Genomic DNA, 20,749 nt, shown 5'->3' with positions numbered 1-20,749 from the left:
TAGAGGGCAAGGCGTTATCGGTGGCCCTGTTGGGTTCGAAACCGGCGGGATGCTGCTGGCGCCGGTCAGGAATTCCGCTCAGGAAACTTACTTTCCCATTAGGAATGCAATCCCAGTGCCAAGTCGGGTGCGGCCCCGTGATCCGTAACCACGGGGGCAAATCTTCTGTATATATGGGAAACTTGCTTTCACTATGGGAAAGTAAAGATGCCGGCCGGGCCGCCTCGCACTTTCTCAGTGCGAAAATAAAATTCTTGAACTTAAACTGTGCAGGAACCCTGAATGTCCACCGAATCCCAACCGCGCCTCCGCCTGGAGCAATACCTGGGCATGCAGATCAAGCGCCAGCGCCAGGCGCAGGAGCTCAAGCTGGCTGACGTGGCACGCATCGCCGGCATCAGCCAGGGGATGCTGAGCAAGATCGAGAACGCCCAGGTGTCCACCAGCCTCGACACCCTGAGCCGCCTGTGCGACGTGCTCGGCATGCCGATGTCCAAGCTGTTCAGCCAGTACGACCAGCCCGATGGCAACGCCCTGCTGGTGAAGGCCGGTGACGGCCTGGAAGTAGTGCGTCGCGGCACCGAGAAGGGTCACACCTACCAGTTGCTGAACCACACCCGCGGGCCGAAGAAGAACTTCGAGGCCTACATGGTCAGCATGGACGACGCCAGCGAGGAGTTCCCGACCTTCTCCCACCCCGGCACCGAGTTCCTCCACCTGCTCGAAGGCGAACTGATCTACCGCCACGGCAACCAGCTCTACCACCTGCAGGCCGGCGACAGCCTGACCTTCGACGGCGAAACGCCCCACGGCCCGGAGAAGCTGGTACAGGTGCCGATCCGCCTGCTGTCGATCATGAACTACGGCAACGACTGACCCCGCGCCCTCCCGCCCCGGGCGCATAACCGCACACGGTCATGCGCCCCACCTTTCGCCTCCCTGCCTCCAACGCCCCATCCCCGGCCTGTACCGCCTCGCCCGTTCGGCCGAAAACTTTCCTGACAGGATAAAAATTTTCCCAACGGTATGGACCCCAGGATTCGATTCGCCTATAAAAGCGCAAAAGGAAATTAATATTCCCGACAGTAAATAAATCTTCACCGGCGAAATTCCGTCTCACCCCTGAATCTTCGCCGTAGACCTTTCGCCCTTGCGCGCCGAGCTGCCTCCCCACTCCTACCGAGGACCCGACATGCAACACGCCCCCAGCCACTTCATCATCCGCATCAGTTGCCCGGCCGTGTCCGGGATCGTCGCGGCGGTGACCACCTACCTGGCCGAGCAGGGTTGCTACATCAGCGAGATGGCGCAGTTCGACGACGAGGGCAACGGCCGCTTCTTCATGCGCGCCGTGTTCCGCTTCAACGACGGTCTGGCCGGCGACGTCGGCGAGATCGAAGCCGGCTTCGCCGATGTGGCCAGCCGCTTCGACATGGACTGGAGCCTGCACAGCAGCGCCCGGCCGATGCGCGTGCTGCTGATGGTGAGCAAGTTCGACCACTGCCTGTCCGACCTGCTCTACCGCCACGCCAAGGGCGAACTGGACATGGAGATCACCGCCATCGTCTCCAACCACCTCGACCTGCGCCCGATGGCCGAACGCGAAGGCATCCGCTTCGTCTACCTGCCGGTGACCCGGGACACCAAGGCTCAGCAGGAAGCCGCACTGATGCGCATCGTCGACGAGACCGGCACCGAGCTGGTGGTGCTCGCCCGCTACATGCAGATCCTCTCCGACGACCTCTGCAAGCAGCTCTCCGGCCGCGCGATCAACATCCACCACTCCTTCCTTCCCGGCTTCAAGGGCGCCAAGCCCTACCACCAGGCCTACGAGCGCGGCGTGAAGCTGATCGGCGCCACCGCCCACTACGTCACCTCCGACCTCGACGAGGGACCGATCATCGAACAGGAAGTGCAGCGCGTGGACCACGCGTACGCCCCCGACGACCTGGTCGCTATCGGCCGCGACACCGAGACCATCGCGCTGTCCCGTGCGGTGAAGTACCACCTCGAACACCGCGTTTTCCTCAACCACGACCGCACGGTGATCTTCAAATGAATGCCATTCCCAGCGTCAAACTCATCGACGGCAAGGCCACTTCGGCGCGGGTGCTCGCCGAGGTCCGCGAGGAAGTCCAGGCGCTGCGCCAGGACGGCATCCAGCCGGCCCTGGCCGTGGTGCTGGTGGGCAGCGACCCGGCCAGCCAGGTCTACGTGCGCAACAAGGTGCTGCGTGCGGAGGAAGTCGGCATTCGCTCGCTGGAACACAAGCTGCCGGCGGACACCGCCGAACGCATCCTGCTCGACCTGATCGCGGAGTTGAACGACGACCCGACGGTGAACGGGATCCTCGTGCAGCTGCCCCTGCCCGGGCACATCGACGAGAACCGCGTGCTGCAGGCCATCGATCCGCTCAAGGATGTCGACGGCTTCCACAGCGAGAACGTCGGCGGCCTCAGCCAGGGCCGCGACGTGCTCACGCCCTGCACCCCGGCCGGCTGCATGCGCCTGCTGCACGATACCTGCGGCGATCTCGCCGGCAAGCACGCAGTGGTGATCGGCCGCTCCAACATCGTCGGCAAGCCCATGGCCGCCCTGCTGCTCAAGGCGCATTGCACGGTGACCGTGGTGCATTCGCGCAGCGCCAACCTGCGCGAGCTGTGTCGCCAGGCCGACATCGTCGTCGCCGCCGTCGGCAAGCCGCGGCTGGTCGACGCCAGTTGGCTGAAACCCGGCGCCGTGGTGATCGACGTGGGCATCAACCGCATCGACGAAGACGGCCGCAGCAAGCTGGTCGGCGACGTCGATTTCGACAGCGCCCTGTCCCAGGCCGCGGCCATCACCCCGGTGCCCGGCGGCGTCGGCCCGATGACCATCGCCTACCTGATGAAGAACACCCTGGTTGCCGCGCGCCTGCAGCGCGCCAGCGCCACTGTGGAGTAAGCAGCATGCCTTTCGCCCTCCTGAAATACGGCCTGAGCGCCGACTACCCGGTGGAAGTCGACCTGCCGCCGCCCTGCGAACTCAAGCCGCGCTATGACGTGGTGATCATCGGCGGCGGCGGCCACGGCCTGGCCACTGCCTATTACCTCGCCAAGTACCACGGCGTGACCAACGTCGCGGTGCTGGAGAAGGCCTACCTGGGAGGCGGCAACACCGCGCGCAACACGGCGGTGATCCGCTCGAACTACCTCACCAGCGAAGGCGTGAAGTTCTACGCCGAGTCGGTGCGGATGTTCCAGGGTCTGTCCAACGAGTTCGACTTCAACATCATGTACTCCGAGCGTGGCCAGCTGACCCTGGCGCACACCGACGCCACGGTGCGCGCTTTCCGCCAGCGCGCCGAGGTGAACAAGCACTTCGGCGGGCGCACCGAGATGATCGACCGCCAGCAGATCCGCGAACTGGTGCCGAGCCTCAACCTCGACCCCGGCCACCTGCCGGTGATCGCCGGGCTCTGGCACATCGACGGCGCCACTGCACGCCACGATGCCGTGGCCTGGGGCTATGCCAAGCAGGCCGCCAAGCGCGGCGTGGAAATCCACCAGCTCACCGAAGTGCAGGACCTGGTGGTGCGCGACGGTCGCATCGAAGCGGTGAAGACCAACCGCGGCACCGTGCAGTGCGGCGGCGTGGTCCAGGCCATCGCCGGGGCCAGCTCGCTGCTGATGGCCAAGGCCGGCATCCGCGCGCCGATCCACACCTACCCGCTGCAGGCCATGGTCACCCAGCCGTTCAAGCCGTTCCTCGATCCGCTGGTGAGCTCCTCGGCGCTGCACTGCTACGTGCAGCAGACCAGCCGTGGCGAGATCGTCTTCGGCGGCGGCTCCGACCCCTACCCGCTGTACAACACCCGCTCGACCCTGGACCTGAAGGAAAGCCTGCTGGCCCACGCCATCGAGATGTTCCCCTTCATGGCCAACGCCAAGCTGATGCGCCAGTGGGCCGGGATCACCGACATGACGCCGGACTACAGCCCGATCATGGGCCTGTCGCCGGTGGAGAACTACTACCTCGACGCCGGCTGGGGCACCTGGGGCTTCAAGGCCACGCCCATCTGCGGCAAGACCATGGCGGAACTCGTGGCCAGCGGTGGCAAGGTGCCGGAACTGATCGCGCCCTTCGCGCTGGAGCGCTTCAGCCGCTTCCAGCAGGTCAACGAGATGGGCGCCACCGCGGCCAGCCACTGAGGAACCAGCCATGAAGATCCTGACCTGCCCGCTCAACGGGCCGCGCAACATCAGCGAGTTCACCTACGGCGGCGAGTTCAAGCAGATGCCCGATCCCGCCACCTGCAGCGACATCGAATGGGCCGACTACGTGTTCAACAGTGACAACGCCGCCGGCATCGTTCTCGAATGGTGGCTGCACAACGCCTCCAGCTATTGGTTTCTGGCCGAGCGCCACACGGTCACCGACCAGGTGATCCGCACCTTCGACCCCAGGGAAATCTTCGACCGGCGCATCGACTTCGCCGTCGCTCAACCAGCCACAGCTCAGGAGTCAGCCCAATGAGCGCCCTCACCCGTCTCCCCGCTCCCATGGGCCTGCTGATCGACCGCGAGAAGCCGCTGCGCTTCTCCTTCGACGGCAGCGATTACCAGGGCTACGAGGGCGACAGCATCGCCAGCGCCCTGCTCGGCAACGACCGCTGGCTGCTCTCGCGCTCGTTCAAGTACCACCGCCCGCGCGGCCCGCTGACCCTCGCCGGGCAGGACGCCAACACCCTGGTGCAACTGCCCGACGAGCCCAACGTGCTGGCCGACATGCACCCTGCCCGCGACGGCCTGGCGGTGCAAGGCCAGAACTACGCCGGCAGCCTCGACCACGACCGCGACGCCTACCTGGGCAAGTTCTCGCGCTTCATGCCGGTGGGTTTCTACTACCGTTCGTTCTACAAGCCCAAGGGCATGTGGAAGGTCTGGGAACCGCTGATCCGCAAGAAGGCCGGGCTCGGCGTGCTCGACCTCGACTTCCGGCCGCAGTACTACGACAAGGCCTATCTGTTCGTTGACCTCGCCATCATCGGCGCCGGCCCGGCTGGCCTGCGCGCCGCACTGGACGCCGCCAATGCCGGCGCCAGGGTCCTGCTGGTGGAACAGCTGCCGGTGCTCGGCGGCTCGCTCAACTACGCCCGCTTCGACCTCTCCGGCAAGCGCGCCGCCGAGGTGCGCGACGTGCTGGTCGGCTCCGTGCAGGATCACCCCAACATCCAGGTGCTGACCCAGGCCACCTGCAACGCCTGGTTCGCCGACAACTACCTGCCGGTCATCCAGCACAAACGGATGTACAAGGTCCGCGCGACCCGCTGCCTGGTGGCTGCCGGGTCCTTCGACCAACCGGTGGTGTTCCGCAACAACGACCTGCCCGGCGTGCTGCTGACCAGTGCCGCCCAGCGTCTGATGAAGCTGTACGCGGTGAAGCCGGGCAACCGCGCCGTGGTGCTGACCGGCAACGACGACGGCTACCTGGCCGCCCTCGACCTGCAGGAACAGGGGGTCGGCGTGGCCGCCGTGGTGGACATGCGCGCCGCCCCCGCCGACGCCCGCCTCGCCGATGAACTGAAGTACCGCAAGATCCCGCTGCACAAAGCCAGCACCGTCTACGAAGCCCTGCACGAACCCGGCCTGCGCCACGTAAGCGGCGTGGACATCCGCCGCATCACCGGCCAGGGGCAAGTCGCCGAGCATGGCGAGCACCTGGACTGCGATCTGCTGTGCATGTCCGCCGGCTACATGCCGGTCTACCAACTGCTCTGCCAGGCCGGCGGCAAGCTGGCCTACGAAGAGGATCGCGCTGAATTCGCCATCAGCGGCCTGCCGGCCGGACTGGATATCGCCGGCTCGGTCAATGGTCACCACAGCCTGGTCAACACCCTGGCCGACGGCGCCCGCGCAGCCAGCGCCGCCCTCGAAGCGCTGGGCCTGGAAGCGCCGGCGCCGCGCATCTATGTCGACGAGCCGCGGGTCAACTTCGACTGGCCGATCTTCCCCCACCCCAAGGGCAAGGACTTCGTCGATTTCGACGAGGACCTGCAGGTGCGCGACATCATCAACGCCACCCGCAGCGGCTACCGCGACGTGCAACTGGTCAAGCGCTTCTCCACCGTCGGCATGGGCCCGTCCCAGGGCCGTCATTCGGCGTTGCCCACCGCGCGCCTGGTGGCCCAGTCCACCGGTCGCAGCATCAGTGAAACCGGCGTGACCACCGCGCGTCCGCCGTTCGAGGCGGAGAAGCTCGCCCACGTCGCCGGCCGCGCCTTCGACCCGTACCGGCAGACGCCCATGCATCGCCGCCACCTCGAAGCCGGCGCGAAGATGATGCCCGCCGGCATCTGGCAGCGCCCGGCGTACTACGGCAAGGCGCAGGATCGCGAGCGCTGCATGCAGGAAGAGGCACGCCATGTGCGCGAGAAGGTCGGCATGATCGACGTCTCCACCCTCGGCGGCCTCGACGTGCGCGGCCCGGACGCAGCGGAACTGCTGGAGCGCCTGTACACCTTCGGCTTCGCCAAGCTGCCCATCGGCCGCACCCGCTACGCGCTGATGACCAATGAGCACGGCGTGGTGATCGACGACGGCGTCTGCGCGCGGCTGGGCGAGCGGCATTTCTACGTCACCGCAACCACCAGCGGCGTGGACCGCATCTACCAGCAGATGCTCAAGTGGAACGCCCAGTGGCGGCTCAACGTCGACATCACCAACGTCACCGCCGCCCTCGCCGCGGTGAACCTCGCCGGCCCCCTGTCGCGCCTGGTGCTGGCGAAGGTCTGCGAAGACATCGAGCTGTCCGCCGAGGCCTTCCCCTATCTGGGCGTGCGCACCGGCAAGGTCGCCGGCATCCCGGCCCGCGTTTTGCGCGTGGGCTTCGTCGGCGAACTGGGCTACGAGATCCACGTACCGGCGCGTTTCGCCGAACGCCTGTGGGACGTACTGATGGAAGCCGGCGCCGAGCACGGCATCCGTCCCTTCGGCGTGGAGACCCAGCGCCTGCTGCGCCTGGAAAAAGGTCACGTGATCATCAGCCAGGACACCGACGGCATGACCCATCCGGCGGAAATCGACATGCAGTGGGCCATCGGCCGCAACAAGCCGTTCTTCGTCGGCAAGCGCTCCATCGAAATCCTCGAGGCGCAACCGCTCAAGCGCAAGCTCGTGGGCTTCACCCTGCCCCGTGGCAGCGCCCAGCCGCTGGAGGGCCACCTGGTGCTCGACGGTGCCGACATCAGCGGCAACGTCACCTCCTGCGAGTACTCGCAGACCCTGGGCCTGATCGTCGGCCTGGCCTATGCCGGCGCCCACCAGGCGATGCCGGGCATGCAGATCCCGATCCGCGTCGAAGGCGGCCAGGTGGTGCGCGCCAACGTCGTCCAGTTGCCCTTCTACGATCCGCAGAACCTGCGCCAGGAGCTCTGAATCATGTCCAGCCTGAAAGCCGAAGACTTCATCGAACGCAGCCCGCTCTACCCGCTGCACCACGGCGCCCGACTGGCCGCGCTGGGCAGCAGCGCCATCGTCGCCCGCTACGGCGAGCAGGAAGAACACGCACAGCTGCGGAGCTGCGCGCTGATCGACCTGAGCAACCTGCCTCGCGCGGGCTTCCGGGGCCTCGACGCCGCTGCCTACCTCCAGGCGCGCGGTTATGTGCTGCCGGGCGCGCCCAACCAGGCGCTGCGCCAGGACGACGGCACACTGGTCGCGCGTCTGTCGCAGACCGAGTACCTGCTGCTCGGCAGCCTGCACGACATGGGCGCGCGCATCGCTGCCGAGGAAGCGACCTGGCAACTCGATGACAGTGCCAACTACCTGCTGCCGCGCCAGGACAGCCACGCCTGGCTGCAGCTCAGCGGCACGCACTACGCCCAAGTGATGGCCAAGCTCTGCGGCGTCGACCTGCGCCCTCAGGCCTTCGGCCCCGGCACGGTGGCGCAGACCTCGGCGGCGCGGATCAACGTCATCGTCATCAACTCCGGCAGTGCCGAGCTACCCAGTCTGCAGATCCTCTGCGACCGCGCCTCGGTGGAGTATTTCTGGACGGCAATGCTGGACGCCATGGACGAGTTCGACGGCCGCCCGGTGGGCATCGACGCCCTGATCGACTGAGCAGCCGGCGGCGCCCTTCGCCTGGCGCCGCCCAGGGAGACAGCATGAGTGAAAGCGAATACCGCGTACCGGCGCTCGAACGCGGCCTCAACCTGCTCGGCCTGTTCAACGCTCGCGAGCGCAGCCTGGGCATGAATGAGATGGCCGAGCGCCTGGGAGTCAGCCCCTCGGCGCTCTACCGCATCGTCCAGACACTGCAGGACATGGGCTACCTGAAACGGCTTGAGCGCAACCAGTACGAACTGGGCGCCCGAGTGATCTCCGACGGCTTCGCCTACCTGTGCAGCCGGGACATCGTCGAAATCGCCTTGCCACACCTCAACGCCCTGCGCGACAGGACCTCGCTGTCCTGCCACCTGAGCATCCGCGAGCAGACCGAGAGCCTCTATATCTACCGCGCCTTCGCCCCGCAGCGACTGACGGTGAACATCCCGGTGGGCACCCGCCTGCCCTGCCACGTGACCGCCCTGGGCCGCGTGCTGCTCACCGAACTGGACGCCGACGGCCTCGCTCAGCTCTACCAGCAGGTGCGCCTGGACGACTACCCCGCACCGGCGCCCCGCACCCTGCTGGAACTGCAGCACACCGTCGCCGAGGACCGCGAGCGCGGCTGGGTACTGCACCGCTCGGACTACTCGACGGCGATTGCCACCAGCATCCGCGACCGCGCCGGGAAAGTCGTAGCGGCCATCAACCTGTCCGGCCCCGAGGCGGTCCTCGCCACCAGCGGCGCCGAGCAACGCTACCTGGAGCTGCTGCTGAACACCGCCGACGGCATTTCAGGCGAACTGGTGACCTGACTGGGCACGGCAAGACTGCCATCTACAAACCTGGCCAATGCCCTCCCTTGCCATCCTGCTGTCGGAGTCATAGCCAGGGCAGTCCATCAGGCGTTTCATCCAAGGCGAGCACCGTTGCTGCCTGAGAGCCTGGATGATTACGTCACGGACACCCACCCGGTTCGAGTAGTCGATGTGTTCGTCGATGAACTCGATCTCGGCCGGTTGGGCCGGCCCATGCTCGCGCAGACCCAGCCAGACGGTGATGCTGTGGTCGGCGACTGCCGCCCGATCAGACGTGTTTCCGTCTGGCTCCTTCAGGCAACAGCTAAGGCGGTTATCGGTCAGAAGCGGACGTTTAGAGTAAAGAAATCAAGTCTGTCCCCTTTTCCTCTCTCTTTTCTCCTTTTGCTCCCAAGCAGACACACCACGCCTTGGCAGCTAGCGGAAAGGGGCGGCCCGCAATTGCGGGCCACTCGCCGTCAGACCTGGGCCATCCCGCCATCGACGAACAGCTCGACGCCATTGATGAAGCTGGCCGACTCCGAGGCCAGGAAGGCCACCGCCTTGCCGATTTCCCGCGGCTCGCCCAAGCGGCCCAGCGGCACCTGGCTGGCCAGAGCGTCGAACAGGCCCTGGCGTGCTTCTTCGGGCACAAGGTCGCCGAGGCCGGGGGTGCGGACCGGGCCGGGGCTGACGACATTGACGCGGATGCCACGGTCCTTCAGGTCCAGCGCCCAGGATCGGGCGAAATTGCGCACGGCGGCCTTGCTCGCGCTGTAGACGCTGAAGTTGGCGGTGCCCTGGATCGAGGTAGTGGACGAGGTCAGTATCACCGAAGCGCCATCGGTCAGCAGCGGCAGCGCCTTCTGCACGGTGAACAGCACGCCGCGCACGTTGGTGCCGAAGATGCGATCGAAGTGTTCCTCGGTGATCGCTCCCAACGGCTGCATGTCGCCGCCGCCAGCATTGGCGAAGAGGATATCCAGTCGGCCGGCGGTTTTCGCGATCTGCGCATAGACCGCATCGAGGTCGGCGAGCACCGAGGCGTCGGCGCGGATCGCCGTGGCGGCCGGACCGATGGCTTCCACAGCGGAGTCTAATTCGGCTTGGCGGCGACCGGTGATGAATACCCGCGCGCCTTGCGCGGCAAGTTCCTGCGCGGCACCGAGGCCGATGCCGCTGCTACCGCCGGTGACCAGTGCAACTTTTCCAGTGAAGGGCTTGTTCATGATGAGCTCCCAGAGATCAAGAATTGAGTTTCAGGTTTGACGATTCTGCCTCTCTGGCCGGCGTCTGGCGCCGCTTTCAGGTGAGGCATGGCGCTACTTTAGGAGCCGTTGATTAGGGGAAAAAGCGCGCACAATGGAATGACTATCCATACTCATGGATAATCCAGTGACAACTCTACAGAGGCTTTTCCATGGATCAGCTCCAGGCCATTCGCGCCTTCGCCCGCGTGGTGGAAGCCGGCAACTTCACCCGCGCCGCCGACTCGCTGGACATGCCCAACGCTACGCTTAGCAAGTTGGTGCAGGAGCTCGAAGCGCACCTGGGCGTACGCCTGCTGCAGCGCACCACGCGGCGCGTCACGGTGACACCGGAGGGCCAGGACTATTATGCGAAGGCCACCCGCGTACTGCGTGACCTGGAAGACATCGACTCGTCCTTCAACATCGCCCGCAGCAAGCCGCGCGGCCACCTGCGTATCGACGTCGGCGGATCGACCGCGCGGGACGTGCTGGTGCCGCTACTGCCTGACTTTCTGGCGCGGTATCCGGATATCCGTATCGACCTGGGGGTGTCCGACCGTTCGGTGGACCTGATCGGCGACAACGTCGATTGCGTGATTCGCGGCGGCGCGATGGACGCCTCGTCGCTGGTGGCGCGTAGCATCGGCCAGGCGACCATGGTCACCTGCGCCTCTGCCGAGTACCTGCGCCACAACGGAGTTCCCGCCTACCCGGAAGAACTGCGCAACGGCCATCGGCTGGTCAGCTACCTGTCGCCGCAGAACGGCCGCGCGGTGCCCTTCCGCTTCGAGCGCGACGGCGAACGCAGCGAGCTCAAAATCGAGCATCGCATCGGCGTTAACGAAAGCAACGCGCACCTGGCCGCCTGTATCGCGGGATTGGGCATCATCCAGACTTTCACCTACGCTGCGGGCGCCGCCCTGCGTGACGGCACGCTGGTGGAAATTCTCGAAGACTGGCGCCCCGCGCCCTATCCGTTCCACGTCGTTTACCCGCAGAACCGATACGTCACCCACCGCCTGCGGGTGTTCATCGATTGGCTCGTCGAGTGCATTCCGAGCAAAGTCGCCGGCTGAGCGCACTACAGTGCTTATGTACTCCTTCGGAGGCCGTGTTAACTCCCCGTGCAATCATCGCTCGCACGTCCATCGCTTCTCGCAGGTTGGGACCGGCTGTTTTGGGTCGTTCTCTAACGGTCATAGCCATGCAGCGTGCTGGTCAGTTCCGATGCAAATGCTTCCTCAACTCACCATCAAAAAAGGGAGACAGCACTGAAAATTTCGGGCGGGGCAAAACTCGGAGGCGCTACAAAAGCAACAGACATAAAAAAATCCAGTCACCGCTAAGTGACTGGATTTTCTAGGGATTTTTGGTCGGGACGGAGTGATTCGAACACTCGACCCCTTGCACCCCATGCAAGTGCGCTACCAGGCTGCGCTACGCCCCGACGTTGCTACCAGGTTGCCCTGGAAGCGGATCGCACTATACCCCAAGCGTTTGCTTCGGAGAAGTACTTTTTTCATTTTTTTCAGTTACTTGCGCAGGACGTGCAGCACGTCCTCCAATTCGGCGATCATCTGCCGAATCAGTTGCTTGTACTGGGTGGCGTCCTCGCGTGCTTCGTCGCCGGTAAGGCGCTGGCGAGCGCCGCCGATGGTGAAGCCCTGGTCATAGAGCAGCGCACGGATCTGGCGAATCATGAGCACATCCTGACGCTGGTAGTAGCGCCGGTTGCCTCGTCGCTTGACCGGGTTGAGTTGCGGGAACTCCTGTTCCCAGTACCGCAGCACGTGCGGCTTCACCGCGCAAAGATCGCTTACTTCACCGATGGTGAAGTAGCGCTTGCCCGGAATGGGGGGCAGCTCGTCGTTATGACTTGGTTCCAGCATAAGCCTCAACCCTGGCCTTCAGTTTCTGCCCTGGACGAAAGGTGACGACGCGCCGGGCTGTGATCGGGATTTCCTCTCCCGTCTTCGGGTTGCGTCCGGGACGCTGGCGCTTGTCGCGCAGGTCGAAGTTGCCGAAACCCGACAACTTCACCTGTTCGTTATGCTCCAGCGCCTGGCGGATCTCTTCGAAGAAGAGCTCCACCAGTTCCTTGGCTTCCCGCTTATTCAGGCCCAGCTCTTCGTACAGACGTTCAGCAATTTCAGCTTTCGTCAGAGCCCCCATACGCTACTTCCTTAACGTGGCGTTGAACCTTTGTTCCAGCGAGGCGACGATATTCTGCGTAGTCGCGTTCACCTCGTCATCGTTAAGAGTGCGTGATGGATGCTGCCAGGTCAAGCCAACGGCCAAGCTTTTTCTAAGCGGATCAATGCCTTTACCGTGGTAGACGTCAAAAAGCCTGAGGTCCGTCAGCCATTCCCCCGCCGTTTCACGGATATTTGCCAGGACGAATTCGGCCGGGGTATCCAGATCGACGATCAGGGCCAGGTCACGGCGCACTTCGGGGAAGCGCGACAGTTCACTGAATTTCGGCAGGCGGCCCTTGGCGACTTCGGCCAGTACCAGCTCGAACACATAGACCGGGCGATCCAGGTCCAGTGCCTTGGCCAGTTCCGGGTGCAGGGCGCCGAGGTAGCCGACCAGCACGCCGTCGCGCTCGATCTTGGCGGTCTGGCCCGGATGCAGCGCCGGGTGTTCCGCCGGCGAGAAGGTGAAGGCATCGATGGCGCCGGCGTTACCCAGCAGCGCTTCGACGTCGGCTTTCACGTCGAAGAAGTCGACGTTCTCGCGGCCATTGGCCCAGCCTTCCGGCTGACGGGCGCCGCAGACGACGCCGGCGAGCATGTTTTCCTGCACCAGCCCTTCCAGCTGACCGACGAAGCGCAGGCCGCTTTCGAACAGGCGCACGCGGGTCTGCTGGCGGTTGAGGTTGTGCTGCAGGGACTTCACCAGACCCGGCCAGAGCGAGGCGCGCATGGCGGCCATGTCGGCGGAGATCGGATTGGCCAGCATCAGCGGCTCGACACCGGGGTGGAACAGCTGGAACAGCTTGGGATCGATGAAGCTGTAGGTGATGGCTTCCTGGTAGTCGCGGGCGACCAGCAGGCGGCGCAGCGCCGGCAGTTCGGCCTGGGACTCGGACTTGGTGTTCGGCGCCAGACGGGCCTGCGGGTAGCGAACCGGCAGACGGTTGTAGCCGTAGAGGCGGCCCAGTTCTTCGATCAGATCGACTTCGATGGAGACGTCGAAGCGATGACTGGGCACGCCAACGGTCCAGGCGTCGGCACCGGCTTTCTGGACGTCGAATTCCAGGGCGGTGAGCAAACGCTCGATCTCGGCGTTTTCCAGGGTCATGCCCAGCATCTGGGTGGCGCGCTCGGCGCGCAGGGTGACCGGCGCAACCTTGGGCAGATCGGCTTCGCTGACGGCTTCCACGATCGGCCCGGCTTCGCCGCCGACGATCTGCAGCAGCAGTTCGGTGGCGCGCTCCATGGCGCGACGGGCCAGCTGCGAGTCCACGCCGCGCTCGAAGCGGTGCGAAGCATCGGTGTGCAGGCCATAGGAACGGGCCTTGCCGGCAACGGCGATATTGTCGAAGAAGGCGCTTTCGAGGAACAGGTCGCGGGTCTTGGCGCTGACGCCGCTGTGCTCACCGCCCATCACGCCAGCGATGGCCAGGGCGCGTTCGTGGTCGGCGATCACCAGGGTATCGGCACGCAGGGTGACTTCCTGGCCGTCGAGCAGGACGAGCTTCTCGCCCTCCTCCGCCATGCGCACACGCACGCCGCCCTTGATCTCGTCGAGGTCGAAGGCGTGCATCGGCTGCCCCAGTTCGATCATCACGTAGTTGGTGATGTCGACGGCGGCGTCGATGCTGCGGATGTCGGAACGGCGCAGGCGCTCGACCATCCACAGGGGAGTCGGCTTGCTCAGGTCGACGTTGCGAACGACGCGACCGAGGTAGCGCGGGCAGGACTTGGGCGCCAGCAGCTCAACGCTGCGCACTTCGTCGATCTGCGGAGCGACGACGTTGACCAGCACCGGCTTGACCTCGGCGCTGTACAGCGCGCCGACTTCGCGAGCGAGGCCGGTCAGGGACAGGCAGTCACCACGGTTGGGGGTCAGGCCGATCTCGATGGAGGCATCGTCCAGTTCGAGATATTCACGGATGTTGGCGCCCACCGGCGCATCCGCGGCGAGCTCCATCAGGCCGGCGTTCTCTTCGCTGATTTCCAGCTCTTTGGCCGAGCAGAGCATGCCGTTGGATTCAACGCCGCGCAGCTTGGCCTTCTTGATCTTGAAGTCGCCCGGCAGTTCGGCGCCGATCATGGCGAAGGGGATCTTCAGGCCCGGGCGCACGTTGGGCGCGCCGCAGACGACCTGGAAGGTCTCCGAACCATTGCTGACCTGGCAGACGCGCAGCTTGTCGGCGTCCGGGTGCTGTTCGGTCGACAGCACTTCGCCCACGACCACGCCACTGAACTGGCCGGCAACCGGGATCACGGCATCGACCTCGAGGCCCGCCATGGACAGACGAGCCACCAGCTCGTCACGGGATACCTGCGGATTTACCCAGCTCCGCAGCCACTGTTCACTGAATTTCATCCTGCTCTCCTAAATGCGTTGACGGTCGTGCGGGCTAGCGGAACTGGCCGAGGAACCGCAGATCGTTGTCGAAGAACAGGCGCAAGTCGTTCACGCCATAGCGCAGCATGGCCAGACGCTCGATACCCATGCCGAAGGCGAAGCCCTGGTACTTCTCGGGGTCGATGCCGGACATGCGCAGCACGTCGGGGTGGACCATGCCGCAACCCATGACTTCCAGCCAGCCGGTCTGCTTGCAGACGCGGCAACCCTTGCCGCTGCAGAGCACGCACTGGATGTCGACTTCCGCCGAAGGCTCGGTGAAGGGGAAGAAGGACGGACGGAAGCGGACGGAGAATTCCTTCTCGAAGAAGGCGCGGAGGAATTCCTCGATGGTGCCCTTGAGGTCGGCGAAGCTGACGTCTTCGTCGACCAGCAGACCTTCGACCTGGTGGAACATGGGCGAGTGGGTCAGGTCGGAGTCGCAGCGGTACACGCGGCCCGGGCAGACAATGCGAATCGGCGGCTTCTGGCTTTCCATGGTGCGGACCTGTACCGGCGAGGTATGGGTGCGCAGCAGCATGTTCGCATTGAAGTAGAAGGTGTCGTGCATGGCACGAGCCGGGTGGTGGCCCGGAATGTTGAGCGCTTCGAAGTTGTGGTAGTCGTCTTCGACTTCCGGCCCCTCGGCCACTTCATAGCCGATGCGGGTGAAGCACTGCTCGATGCGTTCCTTGGTGCGGGTGACCGGATGCAGGCCGCCGGAGGACTGGCCACGGCCTGGCAGGGTCACGTCGATGCGCTCGGCTGCCAGCTTGGCGGCGAGGGCGGCGCCCTCCAGCTCGGCCTTGCGGGCATTCAGCTCATCCTGAACCTTTTCCTTGGCGACGTTGATCAGCGCGCCGACCTTGGGGCGCTCTTCGGCCGGCAGGTCGCCCAGGGTCTTCATGACCTGGGTCAGCTCGCCTTTCTTGCCGAGGTAGTGAACCCGGATCTGCTCCAGGGCGTTGACGTCTTCGGTGTTTCGCACGGCGTCCAGGGCCTGCGAAACCAGCGCGTCCAGGTTTTCCATGTACCAACTCCAGATACAAAATAGGGGAAGAGCGGTAAGGCTCTTCCCCTATCGGTGACGTTACGTCCGGACCGAGATCCGGTAACTGTCGTAGGGCTTAAGCCAGGCTGGCCTTCGCTTTCTCGACAATCGCGGTAAACGCCGCTTTTTCGTTCACAGCCAGATCGGCCAGTACCTTACGGTCGATCTCGATGGCCGCCTTCTTCAGGCCAGCGATCAGACGGCTGTAGGACAGACCGTTCTGACGAGCACCAGCGTTGATACGGGCGATCCACAGGGCGCGGAACTGACGCTTGCGCTGACGACGGTCACGGTAGGCGTATTGGCCAGCCTTGATTACCGCCTGCTTGGCAACGCGGAACACGCGCGAACGCGCACCGTAGTAGCCTTTTGCGAGCTTCAGGATCTTCTTGTGACGACGACGGGCAATCACGCCACGCTTAACACGAGCCATTTATCTATCCTCTACCAGAAATCAACGCAGACGCAGGGAGCGTTCTACACGGCGAACGTCGGAAGCAGCGAGCAGCGAGGTGCCGCGCAGCTGACGCTTACGCTTGGTGGTCATTTTGGTCAGGATGTGGCTCTTGAAAGCGTGCTTGTGCTTGATGCCACCAGCAGTCACTTTGAAGCGCTTCTTGGCGCCACTCTTGGTTTTCATCTTTGGCATGTTTAGTACTCCGCATTCGTTAACAACTGATAACCATCAGGCCTGCCAGTGCCCGGGAGGTTATTTACGCTTCTTGGGAGCGATGACCATCATCAGCTGGCGTCCTTCCAGCTTGGGATGCTGTTCCACGGTGCCGAATTCGGCGAGGTCGTTTTCGACCCGCTTCAACAGCTCCATGCCCAGCTCCTGGTGGGCCATCTCACGACCACGGAATCGAAGCGATACCTTGGCCTTGTCCCCTTCATTAAGGAAACGTACCAGGTTGCGTAGTTTTACCTGGTAATCCCCTTCTTCCGTCCCTGGACGAAACTTGATTTCTTTAATCTGCTGCTGGTGCTGGTTCTTCTTCGCAGCGGCGGCCTGCTTCTTCTTCTCGAAGAGGTGCTTGCCGTAGTCCATGATGCGGCAGACAGGGGGCACCGCATCAGCAGAAATTTCTACCAGGTCCAGCTTGGCTTCATCCGCTTGACGGAGGGCCTCATCGAGGGAGACCACACCAATCTGCTGACCGTCAGCACCAATCAGACGAACCTCACGGGCGGTGATGTTCTCGTTGATCGGCGGTTTCGGGAGAGCCCGCTTATCCTGTCTCATTTCACGCTTAATAATGATTACTCCGAGTCTTGGCGACCACGCCGGGAAACCGCCTGAGCCAGCAGCTCAGCGAACTGGGCGATCGGCATCGAGCCGAGGTCTGCCCCTTCGCGCGTACGTACGGCGACGGCCTGCGATTCAACTTCCCTATCACCGATAACCAACAGATAGGGAACCTTGAGCAAAGTATGCTCGCGGATTTTAAAGCCAATTTTCTCGTTTCTCAAGTCAGACTTGGCACGGAATCCGCTTTGCTCGAGCTGACGCACCACTTCTTCAGCCCATTCGGCCTGCTTGTCAGTGATATTCATCACCACGGCCTGGGTCGGCGCGAGCCAGGCCGGGAACAGGCCGGCGTAATGCTCGATCAGCATGCCGATGAAGCGCTCGAAGGAGCCGAGGATCGCGCGGTGCAGCATGACCGGACGGGTACGGCTGTTATCTTCGGCGATATAGCTGGCATCCAGACGCTCCGGGAGGTTCGGATCGTACTGCAGGGTGCCGCACTGCCAGTTACGGCCGAGGCAGTCCTTGAGGGTGAACTCGATCTTCGGACCGTAGAAGGCGCCCTCACCCGGCTGGTATTCCCACTCAAGACCGGACTCGTTCAGAGCATCGGCCAGCGCACCTTCGGCGCGATCCCACAGCTCTTCGGAACCGACGCGCTTGGCCGGACGAGTGGACAGCTTCATGGAGACATCGCTGAAGCCGAAGTCCGAATAGACCTGCAGGGTCAGCTTGATGAAGTCGGCCGCCTCCTTCTTCACCTGTTCTTCGGTGCAGAAGATGTGGGCGTCGTCCTGGGTGAAGCCACGCACGCGCATGATGCCGTGCAGCGCGCCGGACGGCTCGTTGCGGTGGCAAGCACCGAACTCGGCGAGGCGCAGCGGCAGGTCGCGGTAGGACTTCAGACCCTGGTTGAAGATCTGCACGTGGCACGGGCAGTTCATCGGCTTGACCGCGAAATCGCGACTTTCCGACGAGGTGGTGAACATGTTCTCGGCGTAGTTGGTCCAGTGGCCCGAACGCTCCCAGAGGATGCGGTCGACGACCTGCGGGGTACGCACTTCCACATAGCCGTGGTCACGCTGCACCTTGCGCATGTACTGCTCGAGCACCTGGTAGACGGTCCAGCCGTTCGGGTGCCAGAAGACCATGCCCGGCGCCTCTTCCTGGAGGTGGAAGAGATCGAGCTGCTTGCCGATGCGACGGTGGTCGCGCTTCTCGGCTTCCTCGATGCGCTGGACGTAGGCCGCCAGCTGTTTCTTGTCCGCCCAGGCGGTGCCATAGACGCGCTGCAGCTGCTCGTTCTTCGAGTCGCCGCGCCAATAGGCGCCGGAAATCTTGGTCAGCTTGAAGGCCTTCAGGAAACGAGTGTTCGGAACGTGCGGGCCGCGACACATGTCCACGTACTCCTCGTGGAAGTACAGGCCCATAGCCTTCTCGTCCGGCATGTCGTCGATGAGGCGCAGCTTGTACTCCTCACCACGAGCCTTGAAGGTCTCGATCACTTCGGCACGCGGAGTCATCTTCTTGACGACGTCGTAGTCCTTGTCGATCAGCTCGGCCATGCGCTTTTCGATGGCCGCCATGTCTTCGGGGGTGAAGGGGCGCTCGAACGCAATGTCGTAATAGAAGCCTTCGTCGATCACCGGACCGATGACCATCTTGGCAGTCGGGTACAACTGCTTGACCGCATGGCCCACCAGGTGAGCGCAGGAGTGGCGAATGATTTCCAGCCCGTCCTCGTCCTTCGGGGTAATGATCTGCAGGGTCGCGTCGCTGTCGATGATGTCGCAGGCATCGACCAGGCGGCCGTTGACCTTGCCGGCCAGGGTGGCTTTCGCCAGGCCTGCGCCAATTGATTGCGCCACCTCGGTCACACTGACCGGATGATCGAAGGAACGCTGACTACCGTCGGGAAGAGTAATGATGGGCATGGCGCCTCCTCTCCTAGTGGTGACCCCTACGAAAGGCCACATGGGTTGGGATGTGCCAGTAAGCGTCGCCCGCCGGGTCTGCCTGCCTCACAGTGGCAGGCGCCTTGTCGGCACCCTGCGCTTTCGCGCGCGGACGGAGATCACTGGAAGAAATCGGATAAAACCCGCCCGCGAACGATAGCGGGCAAGGCGTGCGATGTTACTGCAACTTTGGCTAACTGACGAGCGACAGCCCTGACTTCGCTCAGTATTGCTCGACAAATTCCAGCACAGTCCGATTGAAGGACGCCGGACGGATCACATTCATGCCATGGGATGCACCAGGGATCATCGAAGTTCGCACATCCGCCAAGGCTGCCTGAAGTGCCTGGATAATGCGCGGAAAAGGCTCCGGGCTCTTCGCCCCGCCGATTAACAGAACCGGTAAATGCAACTGCTCGAGTTGAGCATGAGAAATCGGCCGCGGATGATCCGCCACCTGCCCCACCAATGTCATGGCATTGGCCGTGGCCATTTCGCGAAATTGTCGGGAAGAACGCTCCCACACGCCCGCGCCGCTCACAGTATCGACGAAGAGTTGCAACCCCTCACCGATCCGGCCCGCACGAATCATGGTCAGCGCCTGCTGGCGAAACTGATTGCGTTCATCCGGGGATATTGGCGAGACCAACCCCGCCATACGGAATACGTCTTCCGCATAATCCCCACCAGGATCGGCCAGCGTCAGCGAACGCAACTTCTGCGGCACGGCCAATGCCACTCGCAGACAGAGATTGCCACCGCGCGAATGCCCGAGCAGATGCGCAGGACCAGGCAATTGATCCAGCAATGCAAGCAGGTCGCTCACATGTTGCTCAGTCGTGAACCCCGCACCCTCACCATCCCATCGCTCAGGAAAATAGTGGCGCAGACTGGGCGCCACCACATGATAGCGAGCCGACAAGGCGGCGAACTGCCCCTGCCAATAGCGATAATCGCAGAGCGATCCGTGAACCAATACAAGCGGCACCCCCTGCCCCGCCACCTGGCACGCAAGCTCATAACCATTGACCCGATACTGCACAATCTCGTTATTCATCCAGCACTCGCACTCAACGCACCACAATAAAGCACACAATATTCAGAGGGACTTGGCAGGAACCCACCCCTTTAGCCCGCGCATTATCCCTCAAGAAACAACTAATCTGCGCACTCGGATAACCGCCCAGGGGTTTTAAGCTGTACTTTCCAAATCGCAACAATTCATATCCATAGTTGACGCCGCTAACGACAAGAACAGAAAATCGCCCCCACAATTCACCCTGCCGACGGGAGCATATGATGTCCAAACTTGCGGAGTTCCGCGAAGCCGAACGCCAGCTCAAAGAACAACTCGCCCTGCTGGAAAAACTCAAGAATGACAGCAGTCTGAAAAAGGAACTGGAGTTCAAGGACCAACTGCAAGCCCTGATGGACCAGTACGGCATGAACCTGCGGAATGTGATCAACATTCTCGACCCACAGACCACCGGCGAACCGGCACCGACCCAGCAGCGCCGCAGCCGCCAGCTGAAAGTCTACAAAAACCCCAACTCCGGCGAAGTCATCGAGACCAAGGGCGGCAATCACAAGACCCTGAAAGCGTGGAAGCAACAGTTCGGCGCTGAAACCGTCGAATCCTGGCTGCAGAAGTAAGACGAAAAAGCCGCAGCGCGCTCCCGCCCTGCGGCTTTTTTCTTTACCCATTCGCAATGATTCTGACCAACGGCCTTACATCAACTGGCTATTGCCGACAGAAATCCATATAATTCCGAACGCGAGTACCAA

At 63.4% G+C, this 20,749-nt stretch carries 20 protein-coding genes, 1 tRNA gene and 1 pseudogene; 11 read left to right on the top strand and 11 right to left on the bottom strand.

Annotation, left to right across the window (positions count from 1 at the left end):
- Positions 1-282: 282 nt before the first annotated feature.
- The 9 genes and pseudogenes from ACAW63_RS14685 to ACAW63_RS14645 all read left to right on the top strand — a co-directional run.
- Positions 283-876, top strand: coding sequence for a helix-turn-helix domain-containing protein (locus tag ACAW63_RS14685; protein ID WP_217985787.1), 594 nt, complete (start codon positions 283-285; stop codon positions 874-876).
- A gap of 316 nt (positions 877-1,192) precedes the next feature.
- Positions 1,193-2,059 (top strand): formyltetrahydrofolate deformylase, encoded by an 867-nt coding sequence (gene purU / locus ACAW63_RS14680; RefSeq protein WP_371226307.1) that lies wholly within the window; start codon positions 1,193-1,195, stop codon positions 2,057-2,059.
- Complete coding sequence (gene folD / locus ACAW63_RS14675) at positions 2,056-2,943, top strand: bifunctional methylenetetrahydrofolate dehydrogenase/methenyltetrahydrofolate cyclohydrolase FolD (RefSeq protein ID WP_371226305.1); 888 nt, start codon at positions 2,056-2,058, stop codon at positions 2,941-2,943. Before purU ends, folD begins: the two co-directional genes overlap by 4 nt.
- 5 nt (positions 2,944-2,948) lie before the next feature.
- Positions 2,949-4,190 (top strand): FAD-dependent oxidoreductase, encoded by a 1,242-nt coding sequence (locus tag ACAW63_RS14670; protein WP_371226303.1) that lies wholly within the window; start codon positions 2,949-2,951, stop codon positions 4,188-4,190.
- A 10-nt stretch (positions 4,191-4,200) separates the two neighbouring features.
- On the top strand, positions 4,201-4,515 hold the full coding sequence (locus ACAW63_RS14665) for a sarcosine oxidase subunit delta (protein ID WP_371226301.1): 315 nt from the start codon (positions 4,201-4,203) through the stop codon (positions 4,513-4,515).
- Positions 4,512-7,415: a 2Fe-2S iron-sulfur cluster-binding protein gene (locus ACAW63_RS14660; RefSeq protein WP_371226299.1), complete on the top strand. Its 2,904-nt coding sequence runs from the start codon at positions 4,512-4,514 to the stop codon at positions 7,413-7,415. Before ACAW63_RS14665 ends, ACAW63_RS14660 begins: the two co-directional genes overlap by 4 nt.
- 3 nt (positions 7,416-7,418) lie before the next feature.
- Positions 7,419-8,102: a sarcosine oxidase subunit gamma gene (locus ACAW63_RS14655; RefSeq protein ID WP_371226297.1), complete on the top strand. Its 684-nt coding sequence runs from the start codon at positions 7,419-7,421 to the stop codon at positions 8,100-8,102.
- A 44-nt stretch (positions 8,103-8,146) separates the two neighbouring features.
- Complete coding sequence (locus ACAW63_RS14650; RefSeq protein WP_371226295.1) at positions 8,147-8,902, top strand: IclR family transcriptional regulator; 756 nt, start codon at positions 8,147-8,149, stop codon at positions 8,900-8,902.
- A gap of 85 nt (positions 8,903-8,987) precedes the next feature.
- A pseudogene (locus ACAW63_RS14645) lies at positions 8,988-9,112 on the top strand (hypothetical protein); the annotation flags it as partial.
- 251 nt (positions 9,113-9,363) lie between these two features.
- On the opposite strand, the gene ACAW63_RS14640 reads toward ACAW63_RS14645, so the two are convergent.
- Positions 9,364-10,113, bottom strand: a complete 750-nt coding sequence (locus ACAW63_RS14640) for an SDR family NAD(P)-dependent oxidoreductase (protein WP_371226293.1) — start codon at positions 10,111-10,113, stop codon at positions 9,364-9,366.
- A gap of 191 nt (positions 10,114-10,304) precedes the next feature.
- Here ACAW63_RS14640 and ACAW63_RS14635 point away from each other — a divergent pair, with 191 nt between their 5' ends.
- Positions 10,305-11,210, top strand: coding sequence for a LysR family transcriptional regulator (locus ACAW63_RS14635; RefSeq protein WP_371226291.1), 906 nt, complete (start codon positions 10,305-10,307; stop codon positions 11,208-11,210).
- Positions 11,211-11,504: 294 nt separating this feature from the next.
- On the opposite strand, the gene ACAW63_RS14630 is transcribed toward ACAW63_RS14635, so the two are convergent.
- The 10 genes from ACAW63_RS14630 to ACAW63_RS14585 form a co-directional block, all read right to left on the bottom strand.
- Positions 11,505-11,581 (bottom strand) — tRNA-Pro (locus ACAW63_RS14630).
- 85 nt (positions 11,582-11,666) lie between these two features.
- Positions 11,667-12,023, bottom strand: coding sequence for a MerR family transcriptional regulator (locus tag ACAW63_RS14625; RefSeq protein ID WP_015476661.1), 357 nt, complete (start codon positions 12,021-12,023; stop codon positions 11,667-11,669).
- Entirely contained in the window at positions 12,004-12,306 is a 303-nt protein-coding gene (gene ihfA, locus ACAW63_RS14620) for an integration host factor subunit alpha (protein WP_003090661.1), read from the bottom strand. Before ihfA ends, ACAW63_RS14625 begins: the two co-directional genes overlap by 20 nt.
- A gap of 3 nt (positions 12,307-12,309) precedes the next feature.
- Complete coding sequence (pheT, locus tag ACAW63_RS14615; RefSeq protein WP_371226289.1) at positions 12,310-14,688, bottom strand: phenylalanine--tRNA ligase subunit beta; 2,379 nt, start codon at positions 14,686-14,688, stop codon at positions 12,310-12,312.
- A gap of 34 nt (positions 14,689-14,722) precedes the next feature.
- A complete protein-coding gene (pheS, locus tag ACAW63_RS14610) occupies positions 14,723-15,739 on the bottom strand; it encodes a phenylalanine--tRNA ligase subunit alpha (protein ID WP_371226287.1) in 1,017 nt (338 codons plus the stop codon).
- Positions 15,740-15,836: 97 nt separating this feature from the next.
- A complete protein-coding gene (gene rplT, locus ACAW63_RS14605; protein WP_003099086.1) occupies positions 15,837-16,193 on the bottom strand; it encodes a 50S ribosomal protein L20 in 357 nt (118 codons plus the stop codon).
- 21 nt (positions 16,194-16,214) lie between these two features.
- The gene (gene rpmI, locus ACAW63_RS14600) at positions 16,215-16,409 is read right to left on the bottom strand and encodes a 50S ribosomal protein L35 (RefSeq protein WP_205334978.1); all 195 of its coding nucleotides are present in this window, start codon (positions 16,407-16,409) and stop codon (positions 16,215-16,217) included.
- A 60-nt stretch (positions 16,410-16,469) separates the two neighbouring features.
- Positions 16,470-17,021, bottom strand: a complete 552-nt coding sequence (gene infC / locus ACAW63_RS14595) for a translation initiation factor IF-3 (RefSeq protein WP_275611977.1) — start codon at positions 17,019-17,021, stop codon at positions 16,470-16,472.
- A complete protein-coding gene (thrS, locus tag ACAW63_RS14590; protein ID WP_371226285.1) occupies positions 17,021-18,943 on the bottom strand; it encodes a threonine--tRNA ligase in 1,923 nt (640 codons plus the stop codon). Before thrS ends, infC begins: the two co-directional genes overlap by 1 nt.
- A gap of 244 nt (positions 18,944-19,187) precedes the next feature.
- Positions 19,188-20,021, bottom strand: coding sequence for an alpha/beta fold hydrolase (locus ACAW63_RS14585; protein ID WP_371226283.1), 834 nt, complete (start codon positions 20,019-20,021; stop codon positions 19,188-19,190).
- Positions 20,022-20,263: 242 nt separating this feature from the next.
- On the opposite strand from ACAW63_RS14585, the gene ACAW63_RS14580 reads away from it, so the two are divergent.
- Positions 20,264-20,617 carry a histone-like nucleoid-structuring protein, MvaT/MvaU family gene (locus ACAW63_RS14580; protein WP_275607838.1) on the top strand — a complete coding sequence of 118 codons (354 nt, stop codon included), beginning with the start codon at positions 20,264-20,266 and terminating at the stop codon, positions 20,615-20,617.
- The last annotated feature ends 132 nt before the right edge of the window (positions 20,618-20,749 follow it).

It is taken from the genome of Pseudomonas sp. QE6 (assembly GCF_041379005.1).
Taxonomy (GTDB): domain Bacteria; phylum Pseudomonadota; class Gammaproteobacteria; order Pseudomonadales; family Pseudomonadaceae; genus Pseudomonas.
The sequence above is the reverse complement of the archived record's forward strand: the minus strand, read 5'-3'. Positions and strand labels throughout refer to the sequence as shown.

Excerpts from the sequence above, each read along its gene's own strand:
- ACAW63_RS14685 (WP_217985787.1), top strand. The coding sequence starts at position 283 with ATGTCCACCGAATCCCAACCGCGCCTCCGCCTGGAGCAATACCTGGGC.
- purU (WP_371226307.1), top strand. The coding sequence starts at position 1,193 with ATGCAACACGCCCCCAGCCACTTCATCATCCGCATCAGTTGCCCGGCC.
- folD (WP_371226305.1), top strand. The coding sequence starts at position 2,056 with ATGAATGCCATTCCCAGCGTCAAACTCATCGACGGCAAGGCCACTTCG.
- ACAW63_RS14670 (WP_371226303.1), top strand. The coding sequence starts at position 2,949 with ATGCCTTTCGCCCTCCTGAAATACGGCCTGAGCGCCGACTACCCGGTG.
- ACAW63_RS14665 (WP_371226301.1), top strand. The coding sequence starts at position 4,201 with ATGAAGATCCTGACCTGCCCGCTCAACGGGCCGCGCAACATCAGCGAG.
- ACAW63_RS14660 (WP_371226299.1), top strand. The coding sequence starts at position 4,512 with ATGAGCGCCCTCACCCGTCTCCCCGCTCCCATGGGCCTGCTGATCGAC.
- ACAW63_RS14655 (WP_371226297.1), top strand. The coding sequence starts at position 7,419 with ATGTCCAGCCTGAAAGCCGAAGACTTCATCGAACGCAGCCCGCTCTAC.
- ACAW63_RS14650 (WP_371226295.1), top strand. The coding sequence starts at position 8,147 with ATGAGTGAAAGCGAATACCGCGTACCGGCGCTCGAACGCGGCCTCAAC.
- ACAW63_RS14640 (WP_371226293.1), bottom strand. The coding sequence starts at position 10,113 with ATGAACAAGCCCTTCACTGGAAAAGTTGCACTGGTCACCGGCGGTAGC.
- ACAW63_RS14635 (WP_371226291.1), top strand. The coding sequence starts at position 10,305 with ATGGATCAGCTCCAGGCCATTCGCGCCTTCGCCCGCGTGGTGGAAGCC.
- ACAW63_RS14625 (WP_015476661.1), bottom strand. The coding sequence starts at position 12,023 with ATGCTGGAACCAAGTCATAACGACGAGCTGCCCCCCATTCCGGGCAAG.
- ihfA (WP_003090661.1), bottom strand. The coding sequence starts at position 12,306 with ATGGGGGCTCTGACGAAAGCTGAAATTGCTGAACGTCTGTACGAAGAG.
- pheT (WP_371226289.1), bottom strand. The coding sequence starts at position 14,688 with ATGAAATTCAGTGAACAGTGGCTGCGGAGCTGGGTAAATCCGCAGGTA.
- pheS (WP_371226287.1), bottom strand. The coding sequence starts at position 15,739 with ATGGAAAACCTGGACGCGCTGGTTTCGCAGGCCCTGGACGCCGTGCGA.
- rplT (WP_003099086.1), bottom strand. The coding sequence starts at position 16,193 with ATGGCTCGTGTTAAGCGTGGCGTGATTGCCCGTCGTCGTCACAAGAAG.
- rpmI (WP_205334978.1), bottom strand. The coding sequence starts at position 16,409 with ATGCCAAAGATGAAAACCAAGAGTGGCGCCAAGAAGCGCTTCAAAGTG.
- thrS (WP_371226285.1), bottom strand. The coding sequence starts at position 18,943 with ATGCCCATCATTACTCTTCCCGACGGTAGTCAGCGTTCCTTCGATCAT.
- ACAW63_RS14585 (WP_371226283.1), bottom strand. The coding sequence starts at position 20,021 with ATGAATAACGAGATTGTGCAGTATCGGGTCAATGGTTATGAGCTTGCG.
- ACAW63_RS14580 (WP_275607838.1), top strand. The coding sequence starts at position 20,264 with ATGTCCAAACTTGCGGAGTTCCGCGAAGCCGAACGCCAGCTCAAAGAA.